At 69.2% G+C, this 18,506-nt stretch carries 16 protein-coding genes; 12 read left to right on the forward strand and 4 right to left on the reverse strand.

Annotation, left to right across the window (positions count from 1 at the left end; translation table 11 throughout):
- Positions 1–10 precede the first annotated feature (10 nt).
- The 7 genes from P7A99_RS10225 (at position 11) to P7A99_RS10255 (ending at position 9,170) form a co-directional block, all read left to right on the forward strand.
- Positions 11–952: a 2-dehydro-3-deoxygalactonokinase gene (locus tag P7A99_RS10225; RefSeq protein ID WP_277793782.1), complete on the forward strand. Its 942-nt coding sequence runs from the start codon at positions 11–13 to the stop codon at positions 950–952.
- Positions 939–1,559 (forward strand): 2-dehydro-3-deoxy-6-phosphogalactonate aldolase, encoded by a 621-nt coding sequence (locus P7A99_RS10230; protein WP_277793783.1) that lies wholly within the window; start codon positions 939–941, stop codon positions 1,557–1,559. Before P7A99_RS10225 ends, P7A99_RS10230 begins: the two co-directional genes overlap by 14 nt.
- Before the next feature lie 49 nt (positions 1,560–1,608).
- Positions 1,609–3,171, forward strand: coding sequence for a sodium/sugar symporter (locus P7A99_RS10235; protein WP_277793784.1), 1,563 nt, complete (start codon positions 1,609–1,611; stop codon positions 3,169–3,171).
- Positions 3,165–4,079 carry an SMP-30/gluconolactonase/LRE family protein gene (locus P7A99_RS10240; protein WP_277793785.1) on the forward strand — a complete coding sequence of 305 codons (915 nt, stop codon included), beginning with the start codon at positions 3,165–3,167 and terminating at the stop codon, positions 4,077–4,079. Before P7A99_RS10235 ends, P7A99_RS10240 begins: the two co-directional genes overlap by 7 nt.
- Before the next feature lie 16 nt (positions 4,080–4,095).
- On the forward strand, positions 4,096–4,821 hold the full coding sequence (locus P7A99_RS10245) for a FadR/GntR family transcriptional regulator (RefSeq protein WP_277793786.1): 726 nt from the start codon (positions 4,096–4,098) through the stop codon (positions 4,819–4,821).
- A gap of 95 nt (positions 4,822–4,916) precedes the next feature.
- On the forward strand, positions 4,917–6,053 hold the full coding sequence (locus P7A99_RS10250) for an efflux RND transporter periplasmic adaptor subunit (RefSeq protein ID WP_277793787.1): 1,137 nt from the start codon (positions 4,917–4,919) through the stop codon (positions 6,051–6,053).
- Between the two features lie 9 nt (positions 6,054–6,062).
- Positions 6,063–9,170, forward strand: coding sequence for an efflux RND transporter permease subunit (locus tag P7A99_RS10255; RefSeq protein ID WP_277793788.1), 3,108 nt, complete (start codon positions 6,063–6,065; stop codon positions 9,168–9,170).
- A 43-nt stretch (positions 9,171–9,213) separates the two neighbouring features.
- Here P7A99_RS10255 and P7A99_RS10260 read toward each other — a convergent pair whose 3' ends face one another.
- The gene (locus P7A99_RS10260) at positions 9,214–10,554 is read right to left on the reverse strand and encodes a PLP-dependent aminotransferase family protein (RefSeq protein WP_277793789.1); all 1,341 of its coding nucleotides are present in this window, start codon (positions 10,552–10,554) and stop codon (positions 9,214–9,216) included.
- A 61-nt stretch (positions 10,555–10,615) separates the two neighbouring features.
- Here P7A99_RS10260 and P7A99_RS10265 point away from each other — a divergent pair, with 61 nt between their 5' ends.
- Positions 10,616–11,029 (forward strand): DUF983 domain-containing protein, encoded by a 414-nt coding sequence (locus P7A99_RS10265; RefSeq protein WP_277793790.1) that lies wholly within the window; start codon positions 10,616–10,618, stop codon positions 11,027–11,029.
- A gap of 11 nt (positions 11,030–11,040) precedes the next feature.
- Here P7A99_RS10265 and P7A99_RS10270 read toward each other — a convergent pair whose 3' ends face one another.
- Positions 11,041–11,352, reverse strand: a complete 312-nt coding sequence (locus P7A99_RS10270) for a polyhydroxyalkanoic acid system family protein (protein ID WP_277793791.1) — start codon at positions 11,350–11,352, stop codon at positions 11,041–11,043.
- Positions 11,353–11,465: 113 nt separating this feature from the next.
- Here P7A99_RS10270 and didA point away from each other — a divergent pair, with 113 nt between their 5' ends.
- Genes didA through P7A99_RS10285 form a run of 3 tightly spaced genes read left to right on the forward strand, consistent with a single transcriptional unit; the run spans position 11,466 to position 14,074 of the window.
- Entirely contained in the window at positions 11,466–11,687 is a 222-nt protein-coding gene (didA, locus tag P7A99_RS10275; protein WP_277793792.1) for a DNA damage-induced SOS-independent cell division inhibitor A, read from the forward strand.
- 40 nt (positions 11,688–11,727) lie between these two features.
- Positions 11,728–12,741, forward strand: coding sequence for an N-acetyl-D-Glu racemase DgcA (gene dgcA / locus P7A99_RS10280; RefSeq protein ID WP_277793793.1), 1,014 nt, complete (start codon positions 11,728–11,730; stop codon positions 12,739–12,741).
- A 40-nt stretch (positions 12,742–12,781) separates the two neighbouring features.
- A complete protein-coding gene (locus P7A99_RS10285; RefSeq protein ID WP_277793794.1) occupies positions 12,782–14,074 on the forward strand; it encodes a dicarboxylate/amino acid:cation symporter in 1,293 nt (430 codons plus the stop codon).
- 160 nt (positions 14,075–14,234) lie between these two features.
- Here P7A99_RS10285 and murB read toward each other — a convergent pair whose 3' ends face one another.
- Together murB and murC are read right to left on the reverse strand one after the other, a co-directional pair.
- Entirely contained in the window at positions 14,235–15,137 is a 903-nt protein-coding gene (gene murB, locus P7A99_RS10290; RefSeq protein WP_277793795.1) for a UDP-N-acetylmuramate dehydrogenase, read from the reverse strand.
- A 6-nt stretch (positions 15,138–15,143) separates the two neighbouring features.
- On the reverse strand, positions 15,144–16,562 hold the full coding sequence (murC, locus tag P7A99_RS10295) for a UDP-N-acetylmuramate--L-alanine ligase (RefSeq protein ID WP_277793796.1): 1,419 nt from the start codon (positions 16,560–16,562) through the stop codon (positions 15,144–15,146).
- 102 nt (positions 16,563–16,664) lie between these two features.
- On the opposite strand from murC, the gene lepA reads away from it, so the two are divergent.
- Complete coding sequence (gene lepA / locus P7A99_RS10300; protein ID WP_277793797.1) at positions 16,665–18,473, forward strand: translation elongation factor 4; 1,809 nt, start codon at positions 16,665–16,667, stop codon at positions 18,471–18,473.
- The last annotated feature ends 33 nt before the right edge of the window (positions 18,474–18,506 follow it).

Below are 18,506 nucleotides of genomic sequence, written 5' to 3' on the forward strand. Positions count from 1 at the left end.
CGCACTGACCATGGTCGCGTCCGATCCTTCGATCACCATCTTCGGCGACTGGGGCACCTCGCGCCTGCGCCTCTACCTGCGCCAGGGCAAGAGCGTGCTGGACCGTCGCGACGGCCCCGGCATCGGCTCGTTGAGCGTCTCGCCCGAGCAGACCTTCCTCGATCTGGTCGGCGACTGGCGCGAAGCCGGCCCCGAGACCATCCTGCTGTGCGGCATGGTCGGCTCGCGCAACGGCTGGGTCGAGGCCCCCTACGCTCCCTGCCCCGCCGACGCGGCGGCGATCAGCGAACGGCTGGTCAAGGTAGCGGCCCAGGGGCTGACCGTCTCGATCGTGCCGGGCCTTTCCTGCACCAACCCGCTGGGCGGCCCCGACGTCATGCGCGGCGAGGAAACCCAGATCCTCGGCGCCCTGGCGCTGAACCCGCAGCTAAAGACCGGCCGCCACCTGCTGGCCATGCCCGGCACCCACACCAAGTGGGTCGTGGTCGAGGATGGCGCGATCGCCAGCTTCCTCACCGCCCCGGTCGGCGAGACCTTCGCCGTGCTGCGCGAGCACTCGATCCTGGCCAAGGCCGCCGCCGGCGACGCGCCCGCCACGTCGGAAGGCTTCGACCTTGGCCTCTCGCGGATCACCGACAAGGGCGCGGCCCTGCTGCCCCACCTTCTGTTCGAGACCCGCAGCCGCCAGCTGATCGACGACCTGCCCAAGGCCGACGCCATGGGCTTCCTGTCGGGCCTCTTGATCGGCGCCGACGCCGCCGGCGCGGCCGGTTGGTTCGGGCGGCTGGGCAAGGTCGCCCTGATCGGCGCTCCCGCCCTCAACGCCCTCTACGCCAAGGCCATCAAGGCCGCCGGCGGCGACAGCTTCGAGATCGACGGCGACGCCGCCGTTCTTGCCGGCCTGTCTTCCCTTTCGTCCTCAATCACGCGTGATGCCCATGTCCTTGCCTGACGCCCCGCCCATCGTCGCCATCCTGCGTGGCGTGAAGCCCGACGAGATCGTCGAGATCGCCGGCGCCCTCGTCGACGCCGGCATCGGCTACATCGAGATCCCGCTGAACTCGCCCGAGCCGCTGGTCAGCATCGGCAAGCTCTGCGAAGCCTTCGGCGACAAGGCCCTGTGCGGCGCCGGCACCGTCCTGACCCCGCAGGCGGTCGACGACGTGGCCGCGGTCGGCGGCAAGCTGATCGTCACCCCCAACATCGACGCCGACGTCATCTCGCGCGCCGTCGAGCTGGGCCTGACCGTCATGCCCGGCTTCTCCACCCCAACCGAGGCGTTCGTCGCCGTTAAGGCCGGCGCCAAGGCGCTGAAGCTCTATCCGGCCGGCTCGTTCGGTCCCGGCCACCTGAAGGCCGTGCGCGACGTGCTGCCCAAGGACATCGAGATCTACGCCGTCGGCGGCGTCGGCGCGGCCAACCTCAAGCCCTGGCTCGACATCGGCGTGGCCGGCATCGGCGTCGGCGGCGAGCTCTACCGCCCCGGCTACACCGCCGCCGAAGTCGGCGAGCGGGCGCGCGCCCTGGTCGCGGCCTGGAACGCCCAGACCGCCGCCTGAGCGGACCTGAAGTCATAACGAAGAGCAGCCCTAAAGGGGGGAAGCCCACGTGACACTAGCAACCATCGACCTCGCCATCCTGGCGATCTACGCCGTGGCGATCTTCGCCCTGGCTCAGTGGGTTTCCCGCGACAAGGGCGGGCACAAGAAGGACTCGACCGACTACTTCCTCGCGTCGAAGGCCCTGCCCTGGTGGGCGATCGGCGCCTCGCTGATCGCCGCCAACATCTCGGCCGAGCAGATCATCGGCATGAGCGGCTCGGGCTACGCCATCGGCCTGGCCATCGCCTCCTATGAGTGGATGGCGGCCCTGACCCTGCTGATCGTCGGCAAGTTCTTCCTGCCGATCTTCCTGAAGAACGGCATCGTCACGATGCCGCAGTTCCTGGAGCAGCGGTACGGCTCGAGCGTGCGCACCCTGATGGCGCTGTTCTGGCTGGCCCTCTACATCTTCGTGAACCTGACCTCGATCCTGTGGCTGGGCTCGATCGCCGTGCACACGGTGACCGGCATGGACCAGATGTGGGCCCTGGTCGCCATCGGCGTCTTCGCCCTGGCCTATCAGCTGTGGGGCGGCCTCAAGGCCGTGGCCCTGACCGACATCGTTCAGGTCACCCTGCTGGTGCTCGGCGGCCTGATCATCGTCTTCCTGTCGCTCAACAAGATCGGCGGCGACGGCGGCGTGGTCGCGGGCTTCACCCAGCTGACCGACAAGTTCCCCGAGCACTTCCACATGATCCTCGACAAGGCCAGCCCGCACTACAAGGAGCTGCCGGGCCTCAGCGTCCTGTTCGGCGGCCTGTGGGTCATGAACGTCAGCTACTGGGGCTTCAACCAGTACATCATCCAGCGCGCCCTCGGCGCCAAGGACCTGCCGGAAGCCCAGAAGGGCATCGCCTTCGCGGCCTATCTGAAGCTCTTGATGCCGGTGATCGTGGTGATCCCGGGCCTCGCCGCCCTGATCCTGGCGCCCAACCTCGCCAAGCCCGACCAAGCCTATCCGGAGATGATGAAGCTGCTGCCGCCCGGCCTGCTGGGCCTGGTGTTCGCCGCCCTGGTGGCCGCGATCGTCGCGTCGCTGGCGGCCAAGATCAACTCGATCGCCACTATCTTCACCCTCGACCTCTACGCCAAGGCCAAGCCGGGTTCGAGCGAGCAGCACCTGGTGCTGGTCGGCCGCATCACCGCCGTCCTGGCCGTGATCGTCGGCATCCTGACCGCCAAGCCGCTGCTGGGCGCCGCCGATCAGGTGTTCCAGCTGATCCAGGAATACACCGGCTTCTTCACCCCGGGCATCGTGGTGATCTTCATGCTGGGCCTGTTCTGGAAGCGCGCCACCACCGCCAGCGCCCTAGTCGCCACGGCCGGTTCGGTGATCCTGTCGCTGGTCCTGAAGTTCGCCCTGCCCGACATGCCGTTCATGAACCGCGTGGGCCTGGTCTTCGTCCTGGCGCTGGTCGCGGCGGTGATCGTCTCGCTGGTCTTCCCGCAGAAGAAGGAAGTGAACGTCGTCAGCCTCGAAGGTGTCAGCTACCGGACCAAGACCACCTTCAACATCGCCGGCCTGGGCGTGATCCTCATCCTGATCGCGCTGTACGCCACGTGGTGGTGATTTCCAGCCAGCAGCCGGCCGCGATCATCGCGGCCGGCGACGTGCTCGGCGAGGGGCCGGTGTGGGACAGCCATGCCGGCCGCCTGCTGTGGACCGACATCCAGAGCCGTCGCCTTCGCGCCTTCGCCCCCGCCGACGGCGTGGTCGAGACCTTCGCCGCTCCCGAGCGCATCGGCTCGATCGCCCTGCTGCCCGGCGAGAGCAGCCGCGTCATCGCCGCCTTCGAGACCGGCCTTGGCCTGTTCGATCTGGCCTCGGGCCAGGTGGATTGGCTGCACCGCGTCGAAGCCGAGGCCAATGGCCGCCGCTTCAACGACGGCCGCGTCGACCGCTCGGGCCGCTTCTGGGCCGGGACCATGGTCGAGGACGAGGCCATTCGCCATCGCGCCGAGGCCGGCGTCTGGCGCCTGGACCATGCCGGCGCCTTCACGCCCCACTTCGGCGGCGTGCAGATCGCCAACGGCCTGGCGTTCAGCCCCGACGGCAAGACCGCCTATTTCTCCGACAGCCCGCTGCAGACCATCTTCGCCTTCGACCTCGACGAGGACGGCACGCTCTCGAACCGCCGGGTCTTCGCGCAGGTGACCGAGGGCTACCCCGACGGGGCCACGGTCGACGCCGACGGCTGTCTCTGGAGCGCCCGCTGGGCGGCCGGGACCGTGGTTCGCCATGCCCCCGACGGCCGCGTGCTGGAGACCCTGCACGTGCCGGCCAGCCAGCCCACCTGCGTCGCGTTCGGCGGCGAGGACCTACGCACGCTGTACGTCACTTCGGCTCGCGACGAGCTGTCGGATGACGAATTGGTCAGACAACCACACGCAGGCGATGTATTCGCGTATGACGTGACCATTCCGGGCCTGCCCGAACCACGTTACACAGGGGTGATTCCCTCCGCGTCCGACGTATAGAAAAGAAGACTTGGCGATGCGCACCCAGCCCGGACTGAGTTTGACTTACGGCCTCGTGGAATCACTGGGCCAGTCCATCGTCACGGGCGAGTACGCCGAGGTCGGCTTCCCCACCGAGGGCGAGCTGTCCAAGAAGTTCGGGGCCAGCCGCACGGTCACGCGCGAGGCGGTGAAGATGCTCACCGCCAAGGGCCTGCTCAGCGCCCGCCCCCGCCACGGCACGGTGGTCGAGCCGGAAGCCAACTGGAACCTGCTCGACCCCGACGTCCTGCGCTGGCTGCTGGAACGCAAGTTCTCGCTGAAGCTGCTGTCGGACTTCACCGAGATGCGGCTGGGGATCGAGCCGGTCGCCGCGGCCCTGGCCGCCCGGAACGCCGACGAGGACGGCCTCAACGCCATCCGCAAGGGCCTGGCCCGGATGAAGGCCGCCGGCGAGGGCGAGGACGACCCCCTGGCCGCCGACATCGCCTTCCACATCGCCATCCTCAGCGCCACCAAGAACCCGTTCTACAGCGAGCTGCATGAGCTGGTGAACACGGCGCTGCGGATCTCGATCCGCTTCACCAACCGCATCAAGGGCCGCACCGCCTCGATTCCCTCGCACGAGGACGTGGCCAACGCGATCATCGCCCGCGACGCCGTGGCCGCGCAGAACGCCATGCAGGCGATCATCGTCGACGTGCTGGAACTGATCCGCGCGGCCTCGGCGACCGAGGCCCAGGCGGCCCGCAAGGAAGCCTGACCCCGGGTCCCCGCGCCTTACCCCGATTTAACTCGTCGAACCCCGTTTCTCGTCTAGAAGTCCCAGCTGGGAATTTGACGTTGAAGGGGCAGGTCGTGGGTTACGGGTTCAAGGGGTCTTTCGGGCGCACGACAGCGCTGGCCCTGGTTCTGACGGTTTCGGCCGCCGGTCTTGCCGCCTGCGGCAAGGACAAGAAGGCCGAGGCCAAGTCCAGCAAGCCCGTCGCCGCCCAGACCGTCAGCGTCTCGCCGGTCACGGTGCTGCCGCTGCCCCGCGTGATCAACGCCTCGGGCACCATCTCGGCCTGGGAAGAGGTGCCGGTCGGCGCCGAGACCGGCGGCCTGACCGCCACCGCCGTCAACGCCGAGGAAGGCCAGTTCGTCCGCCAGGGCCAGGTGCTGGTGGCGCTGAACGACACCCTTCTGCGCGCCCAGCTGCGCCAGCAGGACGCTTCGGTCGCCAGCGCCCGCGCCACCCTCGCCGAGGCCGAGGCCTCGCTGAAGCGTTCGCGCGAACTGCTGGCCAAGGGCTTCCTGTCGCAAGCCTCGCTCGACACCGCCACCGCCCGCCAGGCCACCGCCGCCGCCCAGGTGGCCGCCGCCGAAGCCGCCCGGGGCGAGACCGCGGCCCGCGTGGCCCAGGCCTCGATCCGCGCCCCGGTCTCGGGCCTGATCGTCCGCCGCAGCGTCACCAAGGGCCAGATCGTCAACGCCGGCAGCGAGCTTTTCCGCATCGTCCGCGACGGCCGCATGGAGCTGGACGCCGAAATCCCCGAGACCGACCTTGGCGTGGTCAAGGCCGGCATGCCCGCCAGCATCACATCCGAGCAGGTCGGCCGGGCCGACGGCAGCGTCCGGATCGTCACCTCCGAGGTCGACACCCAGACCCGCCTGGGCGTGGCCCGCATCGCACTGACCTCGATGGGCGCTTTCCGCCCGGGGATGTTCGCCCGCGCCCAGATCCAGGCCGGTGACCAGGCCTCGCCGGTCGTGCCCAGCGCCGCGATCCTCTACCGCCAGAACCAGCCGGGCGTGTTCATGGTCGACCGCAGCAGGAAGGCGCAGTTCCGCAAGGTCGGCATCGTGGCCCGCACTGGCGACATCACCGCCGTGTCCGGCGTCTCGGCCGGCGAAGAGGTGGTGGTCCAGGGCGCCGGCTTCCTGGGCGACGGCGACGCCGTGCGGGTGGCGACCCACCTGCCCGCGCCCGCCCTGCCGGCCGCCAAGCGCTAGGCTGCGACGATGGACGCCAACAACATCTCACGCTGGGCGATCAAGAACCCGATCCCCGTCCTCATGCTGTTCGTGATGCTGACCCTGGCCGGCATCGTCGGCTTCAACAGCATGCGGATCAATAACAACCCTGACGTCGACCTGCCCCTGGTGGTGGTGTCGGCCTCGCGTCCGGGCGCTGCGCCCAGCGAGCTGGAAACCCAGGTCACCCGCCTGATCGAGGATTCGATCGCGGGCCTGGGCCAGGTCCGCCACATCACCTCGACCGTGGGCGACGGCTTCTCCTCGACCTTCATCGAGTTCGAACTGGGCGTCGACCACGAGCGCGTCACCAACGACGTGCGCAACGCCATGTCGAACCTGCAGTCCGCCCTGCCGCAGGACATGCAGATCCCCAACGTCACCCGCATCGACATCTCGGGCGATCCGCTGATCACCTACGTGGTCCAGGCGCCGGGCCTGACGCCCGAGCAGCGCAGCTGGTTCGTCGACAACGACGTGGCCCGCACCCTGCTGGCGATCCGCGGCATCGGCGAGGTCAACAGGCTGGGGGGCGTCAGTCGCGAGATCCAGGTGGCCCTGGATCCCGACCGCCTGTCGTCGCGGGGCGTCACCGCCGCCTCCGTCAGCCAGGCCCTGGCCAGCACCAACGCCGACCTGCCCGGCGGCCGGGTGACCGTTTCGGGCTCCGAGCGCGCCATCCGCACCCTGGGCGCGGCCGGTTCGGTGGAGCAGCTGCGCGAGACCCGCATCCCGCTGGGCAACGGCGGCACGGTGCGCCTGGGCGACCTGGGCGAGGTCACCGACCGTTGGGCCGAGCCACGCAACCGCGCCCGCTTCGACAACCAGGAAGTCGTGACCTTCAACATGGTCCGCTCGCGCGGGGCCAGCGAGGTCAAGGTCGCCGAGAAGGTGCGCAAGGCCGTCGAGAAGCTCGACAAGGAACATCCCGAGCTGACGATCCAGGAAATCACCTCGAACGTGAAGTACATCGAGGAGAGCTATTGGGCGTCGATGGAAGCGCTGATCCTCGGCGCGGTGCTGGCCGTGCTGGTGGTGCTGCTGTTCCTGCGCGACTGGCGCGCCACCTTCCTGGCGGCCGTGGCCATCCCGCTGTCGCTGCTGCCGACCTTCGCGATCATGGCGCCGCTGGGCCAGTCGCTGAACGGCGTCACCCTGCTGGCCCTGTCGCTGACCGTGGGCATCCTGGTCGACGACGCCATCGTCGAGATCGAGAACATCGTCCGCCACATGCGCGGCGGCAAGTCGCCCTACAACGCGGCGATGGAGGCCGCCGACGAGATCGGCCTGGCCGTGGTGGCCACCACCTTCACCATCGTGGCGGTGTTCGCGCCTACCGGCTTCATGCCCGGGATCATCGGCCAGTTCTTCAAGGCCTTCGCCCTGGCCGCCTGCGTCTCGGTGCTGTTCTCGCTGCTGGTCGCCCGCATGCTAACGCCGCTGATGGGCGCCTACATGCTCAAGCCGCATCACAAGCCCGACACCGACCCGTTCTGGATGCCGGGTTACCTGAAGGCGCTGAGCTGGGGCCTGGACAACAAGTGGAAGGTCGCCCTGATGGCCCTTCCGATCCTGGTCGGCTCGTACTTCCTGGCCAAGAGCCTGCCGTTCGAGTTCCAGCCGGCGGCCGACCGCGGCCGCGCGCCGTTCTCGATCGAACTGCCGCCCGGCGCCACGCTGGACGAGACCGACGCCGTGGCCCAGCGCGTCACCCGCGAGCTGAAGGCCCGCCCTGAGGTCAAGAGCGTCTACGCCTCGGTGGGCAACGACGGGGTGAACAAGGCCCGGATCACCGCCGACCTCGTGCCGAAGGGCGAGCGGATGAACCAGCAGCAGTTCAGCCGCCTGATGGTCGACCAGTTCAAGGCCATTCCCGGCGCACGCATCGGCGCGGGCAACAACAGCGGCGGCGGTCCCGGCGACGGCGGCAGCTACACCCTGCGCCTCGTGGGCGACGACGGCCCCGAGCTGGAAGCGGCCGCCCGCCGCGTCGAGGCCCAGATGCGCACGGTTCCGGGCCTGGCCAACGTGGTCAACACCGCCTCGATCGCCCGTCCGGAGATCATCGTCACCCCGCGTCCCGACCAGGCCGCCCGCATGGGCGTCTCGGCCGGCGCGATCTCGCAGGCCGTGCGGGTGGCGACCATCGGCGACATCGACCAGTCGCTGCCCAAGTACAATCTGGGCGACCGCCAGGTGCCGATCCGCCTGCGCCTGACCCAGAACGCCCTCGAGGACCTGTCGGTGCTCGAGACCCTGAAGGTGCCCTCGTCCACCGGCGCCTCGGTGCCGCTGAACGCGGTGGCCGACATCCGCTTCGGCGCCGGTCCCTCGCAGATCAACCGGCAGGACCGCGCCCGCGTCGCCGAGATCACCGCCGAACTCGACGGCATCGTGGTCGGCGAGGCCGGCAAGCTGGTGCACGCCCTCAGCTCGGTCAAGGACCTGCCCACCGGCGTCAAGGAAGTGGCCGCCGGCGACGCCGAGTTCATGATGGAGATGGCCACCGGCTTCGCCATGGCGCTCTTCACGGGCCTGCTGCTGATGTATGTCGTGCTGGTGCTGCTGTTCCGCAGCTTCGCCCACCCGGTGACCATCATGGCCGCCCTGCCGCTGGCCATCGGGGGCGCCTTCGCCCTACTGAAGCTGGTCAACAGCAGCTTCTCGATGTCGAGCCTGATCGGCATCCTGATGCTGATGGGCATCGCCGCCAAGAACTCGATCCTGCTGGTCGAGTACGCGATCATGGCCATGAAGGACGGCCAGATGACCCGGCGCGAGGCCCTGCTCGACGCCGCGCACAAGCGGGCCCGCCCGATCCTGATGACCACCGTGGCCATGGGCGCGGGCATGGTGCCGGTGGCCGTGGGCTTCGGCGCCGACGTCGAGTTCCGGGCTCCGATGGCGATCACCGTCATCGGCGGTCTGATCACCTCGACCTTCCTGTCGCTGCTGTTCATCCCAGTGGTGTTCGTGCTGATGGACCAGCTGAAGAACTGGTCCAACAAGCTGCTGGGGCGGTTCTTCCACCACTCCCACCAACACCCCGCCCATGGGACGCACCAGGATGAACCGGTGCTGGTCGGCCGGGACTGACGATCAGGGGCGGACCTTCGGGTCCGCCCCTTTTTCGTGCGCGTCAGGCAGGCGAGCCGGCGACGCGCCGCAGGGCCGAGGCCAGGATCGCGCGCTTGCCCGGCGCGCCCAGCGACAGCCGCGCGCCCCGCGCCTCGACGCCCGGCGCGGCGAACAGCGACGCCGCCGCCAGCGACAGCCCCTGGGCCGGGCCGCCCGCCGCCCGCTCCAGCCAGACGTGCAGGCAGCCGTCCGGGCCGATCGCCTCGGGCAGGATCTCGGCCGCCAGGGCCCGGCGGGCGGCGGCCTCGGCGCGGACCCCGGCCAGGATCGCCTCGGCGGTTCCGTCGCGGATCCAGGCGGTGGCCACGGCCGCCATCAGCGGCGCGGGCATCTGGCACAGGGCATGGCCGGCGGTCGCCAGACGCGCGGCCCCCGCAGCGTCGGGCGCGGCCACATAGGCGATCCGCAGGCCCGGCGTCAGGGCCTTGGCCAGAGTCGCCACGTGCCAGGTCCGCTCCGGCGCCAGACGCGCCAGGGCGGCCGGCGCGGGATCGGGCAACCGGCCGTAGGCGTCGTCCTCGAGGATGCGGGCGCCCGCCGCCGCGCAGACGTCGACGATCGCCGCGCGGCGGGCCGGGCTCATCGTCGCCGTGGTCGGGTTCTGCCAGGTGGGCGTGACCACCACCAGCCGCGCGCCCCTGGCCGCCAGACGCTCGGCCAAGGCCTCGGGGACGATCCCCTCCCCGTCCATCGGGCAGGACAACGCGCGGACGCCGCGCGCGGCCAGGGCCGCCAGCAGGCCAGGATAGGTCAGGGCCTCGACGATCACCGTATCGCCGGGCGCGGTCTCCACCGTCAGGATCGCCGATAGGGCCGCCTGCGCCCCGGCGCAGATCACCACCCGTTCGGGGTCCACTACGCCCAGGCCCGGCGCGAGCCAGGCCGCCCCCGCCGCCCGCTGGGCCAGGGAGCCTGGACCGGCGTGATAGGCCATCAGCGTCGCCGGATCGGTGCGGGCCAGCACGCCCGCCGTCGCCTCACGCAGCAGTGCGGCCAGCGACAGCCCCTCGGGCGGCGGCGGCAGGTTCATGGAGAGGTCGATGAGGCCGGCCTCCTCTTCGCCCGTCCGCCGGCGCACGAAGGTGCCGCGCCCGGCTGCGCCTTCCACCAGCCCCTGCTCGCGCGCCAGGGCGTAGGCGCGGGTGACGGTGGTGAAGTCGACGCCCAGCAGGCCGGCCACCGTCCGCTGCGGCGGCAACTGCTCGCCGGCCGACAGCTCGCCGTCGGCGATCGCGCCGCGCAGGGCCTCGAACACCCGGCGATAGATCGGCCCCTCCCCCGCGGCCACCCGCCGCAGCCATGCCGCGCCCGCCGGCAGAACGGCGTCTCTTGCGTCGCCCATCATTGATCCATACATTTATACAGTAATGTATGGATCAATTTTCGGATTGTAGGTAGGGGTCATGACGCCCGGACACGAGTTTTTCGATCCGCCCTCGCCCATCGTCAGCGGCTTTCGCCAGCGCTGCCCGCGCTGCGGCGAGGGCAAGCTGTTCAAGGGCTTCCTGGCGCTGGCCCCGTCCTGCGACCAGTGCGGCCTGGACTACGGCTTCGCCGAGCCGGCCGACGGCCCGGCCTTCTTCGTGATGAGCGGCGTCGGCATCCTGGTGACCTTCGTCTTCGCCTGGGTCGAGGTGGTCTACCGCCCGCCGATCTGGGTGCACTTCGTGACCGTGTTCCCGGCCCTGATCCTAGGCTGCCTGGCCACCTTGCGGCCGGTGAAGGCCTGGCTGGTGGCCTCGCAGTTCGTCAACAAGGCCGAGGAGGGCAAGTTCGAGAGCCTGGGCCGCCACGACCACGATCCGCGGCGGCTCTAGAGGCCCCTCGCCTACTTCTTCTCGAGCAGCAGCGTCCCCTGCTTCTGGACCTGGCCGGTGATCTTGCCGGCGATCATGCCCAGCAGGCCCGGCAGGACGATCTCGACGATCACCACGTTGGCGGCGACGTTCAGCTTGCCGGTGATGTTCTGGCCCATGACCAGGGCCGAGAAGTCGAGCACGTCGTCGCGCCAGGCCTTGGTGACATTGGCCAGGCCGCCGGGGATCTGGGCGCCCAGCTGCTCGAAGCCGTTCTCGATCCGTCGCTTGGCCTCGGCCACGCCGAGTTCGTGCGGGATGTTGATGGTGACGGGCTTCGACATGGGAACTCCAAAGGCGTGTTGCGCCCCTGACATAAGGATCCGAGGGGCGTTCGGCTATACGTCCAGTTCTGACGCACCAGAGGCGCAGGGTCCAAGCGTCCACGGAGGAAGCCATGACCGACATCGCCATGACCCAGTACTTCGACGCTCCCGTTCGCAGCGCCTCCGTCCGCCGGACCCGTCCGGGCCGCCCCTCGGGGCTGTGGGGCTCGATCAGCTACGCCGGCGTGCTGCTGGTCTGGGCCGGCCTCTTCGTCATCCGTCCGCGTCTGGCCTTGCAGGTCATGGCGGAGCGCCGCGCGGACTCGCCGATCCCGCGCCTCTCCAAGCGCTGATCCTCTCGCCAAACCCGTCGAACGGCGCCAAGCCAGGGGCATGAGCCGCCTCGTCGCCGTCCGCCCCGTCAGCTATCCCCTTGCCGCCCCGTTCCGCATCTCGCGCGGAGTCAAGACCGCCGCCGACGTCGTGATGGTCGAGATCGCCGAGAACGGCCATATCGGCCGCGGCGAGAGCGTGCCCTACGCCCGCTACGGCGAGACGGTGCAGGGCGTCGAGGCGCAACTGGCCCCCGCCGCCCGGCTGATCGCCATGGGCGGCGACCTTGCCGAGGCCCTGGCCCTGCTGCCGGCCGGCGCGGCCCGCAACGCCCTGGACTGCGCCATCTGGGACCTGCGGTCCAAGACCACGGGCGTGCCGATAGCCGCCGCCACGGGCCTTGTCGTCCCGCCCGCCCTCGTCACCGCCGTCACCGTCAGCCTCGATACGCCGGACGCCATGGCGGAGGCGGCCCGCAAGGTCGCCGAGGCGCCGCTGATCAAGATCAAGCTCTCGGCGGAGGACCCAGCCGCCCGCCTGGCCGCCGTAGCCGCCGCGGCTCCAGACTCCGCCCTGATCGTCGATCCCAACGAGGGCTGGACCTTCGACATCCTGCGCGGCCTGGAAGACCAGCTGTCGCGCCTGAACATAGCCCTGGTCGAACAGCCGCTGTCGGCCGGCGAGGACGCCGCCCTGGAAGGCTACGCCCCGCCCTTCCCGATCTGCGCCGACGAGTCGGTGCACACCGCCGCCGACCTGCCGGCCCTGCGCAAGCGCTATCAGGCCGTGAACCTCAAGCTCGACAAGTCCGGCGGCCTGACCGAGGCGCTGGAGATGCTGCGCGCGGCCAAGGACCTGGGCTTCACCCTGATGACCGGCTGCATGGTCGCCTCGTCCCTGGCCATCGCGCCGGCCCTGCACCTTGCCGCCGAATGCGCCTTCGCCGACCTCGACGGACCGTGGTGGCTGAAGGACGACCATCCCGGCGGCCTGCGGGTGGTCGGCGGCCGGATCACGCCGCCGGCCGCGGGCTTCTGGGGCGACGGCGTTGACGCCGAGGGGCTATGGCTGTGAGGGCTTGACCCGCCTCGCATAACGCCGTGCTCTGGCGGGCATGACCGACGCCCTCGCCGAGCCGCCTCCGTCCCCAGGCCGCAAGAACCCGCTGCAAGTCTGGTTCGGAATCTCGCTGTGGAAGCGGATCCTGGCCGCTCTGGTTCTAGGGGCCGTGGTCGGCTATTTCTGGGGCGAAGGCGCCACCAGCCTCAAGTGGATGGGCGACATCTTCGTGCGGCTGATCCGCATGATGGTGGCTCCGCTGGTGTTCGTGATCATCGCCTCGGGCGTGGCCCAGTTGGGCGACGCCAAGCGGCTGGGCGGCATCGGCGTCAAGACCATCGCCATGTACGTGCTGACGACCCTGATCGCGGTCTGCATCGGCCTGTCCATCGCCAGCCTGCTCGGTCCCGGCGTCGGCGCAGACCTGCACAACGCCGCCCCACAGGCCGTGGCTCCGCCCAAGTCGCCGGCCGAGCTGTTCATCGGCATCGTGCCGCTCAACCCGATCAAGGCCCTGGCCGAGGGCGAGACCCTGGCGATCATCTTCTTCGCGGTGCTGGTCGGGGCGGGCGTGATCGTCGCCGGCAAGGACGGCGAGCCCGTCGCCAGGCTGCTGGCCAGCGCCAGCGAGGTGATGCTGCGCATCGTCGGCTTCGTGATGGAGGCCGCGCCGTTCGGGGTGTTCGCCCTGATCGCTGTGGTCATGGGCACGAACGGACCCGAGACCTTCCTGCACGTGGCCAAGCTGGGGGTCTGCGTGATCATCGGTGCGGCGATCCAGACCTTCGTCACCCACGCCGCCGTGGTGCGGCTGGGCGCGTGGCTGCCGCTCCTGCCGTTCTATCGCGGCTGCATGGACGCCATCCTGGTCGGCTTCTCCACCTCGTCCAGTTCGGCCACCCTGCCGGTGGCGATCCGGGTGGCCGAAGAGAACCTGGGGATCAAGCCGTCGATCTCGTCCACCGTCCTGCCGCTGGGCGCCACGATCGGCATGGACGGCACGGCGATGTACGTGGCCATGCTGACCCTGTTCGCCGCCCAGGCGTTCGGCGTGCCGCTGACCCTGGCCGACTACGCCCTGGTGGCGCTGACCACCACCATCGTGGCCATGGGCGTGGCGCCGGTGCCGTCGGGCTCGCTGTTCGTGCTGGCCGCGGTGCTGGCCACCGTCGGCGTCGGCCCCACCCAGACGGCGATCATCGTCGGCTTCATCCTGCCCTTCGACCGCATCCTCGACATGATCCGCACGGTGCCGAACGTGACCTGCGACCTGTCGATCGCCACGGCCGTGGCGCGCTGGGAGAAGGAGATCGACGTCGAGGAATATCTGTCGAAGAAGGACGTGTGACCCTTCTCCCCTTGCGGGAGAAGGTGTCGACAAAGTCGACGGATGAGGGGTCGCACCAACGAAAAGCGCCGCGACGGCTGATCGGCTATCGCGGCGTCTGATTTCTGAGAGACCCCTCACCCGGCCCTTCGGGCCACCCTCTCCCGCAAGGGGAGAGGGATCAGGATCTGCCGATCCGCTTGATTTCCCAGTCCAGCTGGACGCCGGTCTTGGCCAGCACGTCGGCGCGGACGGTGTCGCCCAGGCCTTCCAGGTCGGCGGCCGTGGCCTCGCCGGTGTTGATCAGGAAGTTGCTGTGCAGCGGCGAGAACATCGCGCCGCCAAACAGCTTGCCGCGCCAGCCGGCCTCGTCGACCAGCTTCCACGACGAGTGGCCCGGCGGGTTCTTGAAGGTCGAGCCGCCGGTCTTTTCGCGGATCGGTTGGGTGGTCTCGCGACGGCTGGTGATTTCGGCCATGCGGGCCTTGATCGCCGCCGGCTCTTCGGCGGTCCCTTCATAGGTCGCATCGAGCACGATCACCGTCTCGCCATCCTGCAGGGCGCTGTGGCGGTAGGTGTAGTGCAGATCGTCGACCGACAGCTCGCGCACCACGCCCGCGCGATCCATGACACGCACCGACTTCACGACATTGACGGTCTCGGAGCCGTAGCAGCCGGCGTTCATGATCACCGCGCCGCCGATCGTGCCGGGGATGCCGGCGTAGAACTCCAGCCCGGCGATACCGGCCTCGGCCGCCTTGCGGGCCAGGATGGCGTCGGGCACGGCGCTGCCGGCCTTGATGCGATTGTCGCCCAGGGCCTCGACCGTGTTGAAGCCCTTGCCCAGCCGGATGATCACGCCCTCGACGCCGCCGTCGCGGACCAGCAGGTTGGAGCCGACGCCGATGGCCATCACCGGCACGGCCGGGTCCAGGCTTTTAAGGAAATCAGCCAGGTCCTGCTCGTCGGCCGGCAGGAACACCACGTCGGCCGGCCCGCCGACGCGGAACCAGGTGAACGGGGCCAGGGCCTCGTCGATCAGCAGCTTGCCGCGCACGGCGGGGAGATTGGTCTTCCAGGTCATGGACAACTACTTCGCCAGCGCTTCCAGCTGACCCGGCAGGGCGTAGGCCCACGAGGTAATGTCCCCGGCGCCCAGCAGCACCACGAGGTCGCCGCTGGTCGCCTCGGCCGCGATCAGCTCCGGCAGGGCGGCCGGGCTTTCCAGCGGCAGGGCGCGGCGGTGGCCGAACTTCTTGAGGCCCTCGACCAGGTGATCGCGGTCGACGCCCTCGATCGGCTGCTCGCCCGCCGTATAGACGTCGGCGACGACCACGGTGTCAGCGTCGTTGAAGCAGCTGGAGAACTCGGTCATCAGGTCGCGCAGGCGGGTGTAGCGGTGCGGCTGCACCACGGCGATCACCTTGCCTTGCGTCACCGCGCGGGCGGCCTTGAGCACGGCGGCGATCTCGACCGGGTGGTGGCCGTAGTCGTCGACCACGCGAATGCCGTTGGCCACGCCGGTGGTGGTGAAGCGGCGCTTGACCCCGCCGAAGGCGGCCAGGCCCGCGCGGATGGCGTCGGCGTCCAGGCCCAGTTCGCGGGCCACGGCGACGGCGGCGGTGGCGTTGAGCACGTTGTGGTGCCCGGCCATCGGCATCTTCAGACCCTCGTAGCGCACCGGCTCGCCTTCCAGCGGCGAGACCACGATGTCGAACTTGGCGCCTTCCGGGCCCATCTCGATGTTGGAGACGCGCACCTCGGCCTGCGGGTTGGTGCCGTAGGTCACCAGGCGGCGGTTCTCGATCCGCGAGGTCAGGGCCTGCACTTCCGGATGGTCGGTGCAGACGGCCGCGAAACCGTAGAAGGGGATGTTCTGGATGAAGTCCTGGAAGCCCTTCTTCACCGCGTCGAAGTCGCCCCAGTGGTCCAGGTGCTCGGCGTCGATGTTGGTGACGATGGCCACGGTCGACTTCAGCTTCAGGAACGAGCCGTCGCTCTCGTCGGCCTCGACGACGATCCAGTCGCCCTCGCCGACCTTGGCGTTGGTGCCATAGGCGTTGATGATGCCGCCGTTGACCACCGTCGGGTCCAGGCCGCCGGCGTCGAGCAGGGCCGCGACCATCGAGGTCGTGGTGGTCTTGCCGTGGGTGCCGCCCACGGCGACCGAGAACTGCAGGCGCATCAGCTCGGCCAGCATCTCGGCGCGGCGCACCAGCGGCAGGCGCTTGTCGCGGCCGGCGACCATCTCGGGGTTATCGGCCTTCACCGCCGTCGAATAGACGATGGCCGAGGCGCCTTCGACATTGGCCGCGTCGTGGCCGACGAAGATGCGCGCGCCCAGCTTCTCGAGCCGTTCGGTATTGGCGCTGGCCTTCGCATCGCTGCCCTGCACGGTGTAGCCGATGCGGATCATGATCTCGGCGATGCCGGACATGCCGATGCCGCCGATGCCGATGAAGTGCACGGGGCCGAGTTCGAAGGGGACGGGTCGTCGACGCTGGATCATCGCGTCGGATTAGACGATTTGAGGCCCGCCGTGAACGGGGTCGATGACGCAAACCCGTCACGCCCCCTCGCGAACCGGTGCAAATGTGATAGACGCACGCGCATGAGCTCTACGCCCCTCGACAAGATCCGCAATTTCTCGATCGTGGCCCACATCGACCACGGCAAGTCGACCCTGTCCGACCGCCTGATCCAGACCACGGGCGGCCTGACCGCGCGCGAGATGAGCGCCCAGGTCCTCGACAACATGGACATCGAGAAGGAGCGCGGCATCACCATCAAGGCGCAGACCGTGCGCCTGAACTACAAGGCCGCCGACGGCGAGACCTATGTCCTCAACCTGATGGACACCCCCGGGCACGTCGACTTCGCCTACGAAGTGTCGCGCTCGCTGGCCGCCTGCGAAGGCTCGATCCTGGTCGTCGACGCCTCTCAGGGCGTGGAAGCCCAGACCCTGGCCAACGTCTACCAGGCCATCGACAACAACCACGAGATCGTTCCGGTCCTCAACAAGGTCGACCTGCCGGCCGCCGACGTCGATCGGGTGAAGGCCCAGATCGAGGACGTCATCGGCCTGGACGCCTCGGACGCCGTCGAATGCTCGGCCAAGACCGGCATCGGCATTCCCGACGTGCTGGAAGCCATCGTCACCCGCCTGCCCGCCCCGAAGGGCGACGTCAACGCGCCGCTGAAGGCGCTGCTGGTCGACGCCTGGTACGACGCCTATCTGGGCGTGGTCGTGCTGGTGCGCATCTTCGACGGCACGCTGAAGGCCGGCCAGCAGGTCCGCATGATGCAGACCGGCGCCACCCACCGCATCGACAAGGTCGGCGTGTTCACGCCCAAGGCCACCGACGTGGCCCTGTTGGGCCCGGGCGAGGTCGGCTTCTTCACCGCCTCGATCAAGGAAGTTGCCGACGCCGCCGTCGGCGACACCATCACCGACGAAAAGAAGCAGACGGCCGAACCGCTGAAGGGCTTCAAGGAAGTCGTGCCGGTGGTGTTCTGCGGCCTGTTCCCGGTCGACGCCGCCGACTTCGAGGACCTGCGCGCCGCTGTCGGCAAGCTGCGCCTGAACGACGCCAGCTTCACCTTCGAAATGGAAAGCTCGGCCGCGCTGGGCTTCGGCTTCCGCTGCGGGTTCCTCGGCCTGCTGCACCTGGAAATCATCCAGGAGCGTCTGAGCCGCGAGTTCGACCTCGACCTGATCGCGACCGCCCCGTCGGTGGTCTACAAGATCAAGATGCGCAACGGCGAAGAGATCGAGCTGCACAACCCGGCCGACCTGCCGGACGTCATGCAGATCGAAGAGATCGCCGAGCCCTGGATCAAGGCGACGATCTTCACCCCGGACGAGTATCTGGGCGGCGTCATCAAGCTCTGCCAGGATCGTCGCGGCATGCAGCGCGAGCTGTCCTACGTCGGCAACCGCGCCATGGTCATCTACGACCTGCCGCTGAACGAGGTGGTGTTCGACTTCTATGACCGCCTGAAATCGATCTCGAAGGGCTATGCCAGCTTCGACTACCAGCTCGAGGACTACCGCGCCGGCGACCTGGTGAAGATGTCGATCCTGGTCAACAGCGAGCCGGTCGACGCCCTGTCGATGCTGGTCCACCGCAGCCGCGCCGAAAGCCGCGGCCGCGGCATGTGCGAGAAGATGAAGGAGCTCATCCCGCAGCACATGTTCGTCATCCCGATCCAGGCGGCCATCGGCGGCCGGATCATCGCCCGCGAAACCGTCCGCGCCCTGCGCAAGGACGTGACCGCCAAGTGCTACGGCGGCGACGCCAGCCGAAAGCGCAAACTTCTGGACAAACAGAAGGAAGGCAAGAAGCGGATGCGCCAGTTCGGCAAGGTCGAGATCCCGCAGGAAGCCTTCATCGCCGCCCTCAAGATGGACGAGGATTGATCGGCGGAAGGCCTCGCCCTCCCCGCCTTGTGC

Source organism: Caulobacter endophyticus (assembly GCF_029543245.1).
Taxonomy (GTDB): Bacteria; Pseudomonadota; Alphaproteobacteria; order Caulobacterales; family Caulobacteraceae; genus Caulobacter; species Caulobacter endophyticus_A.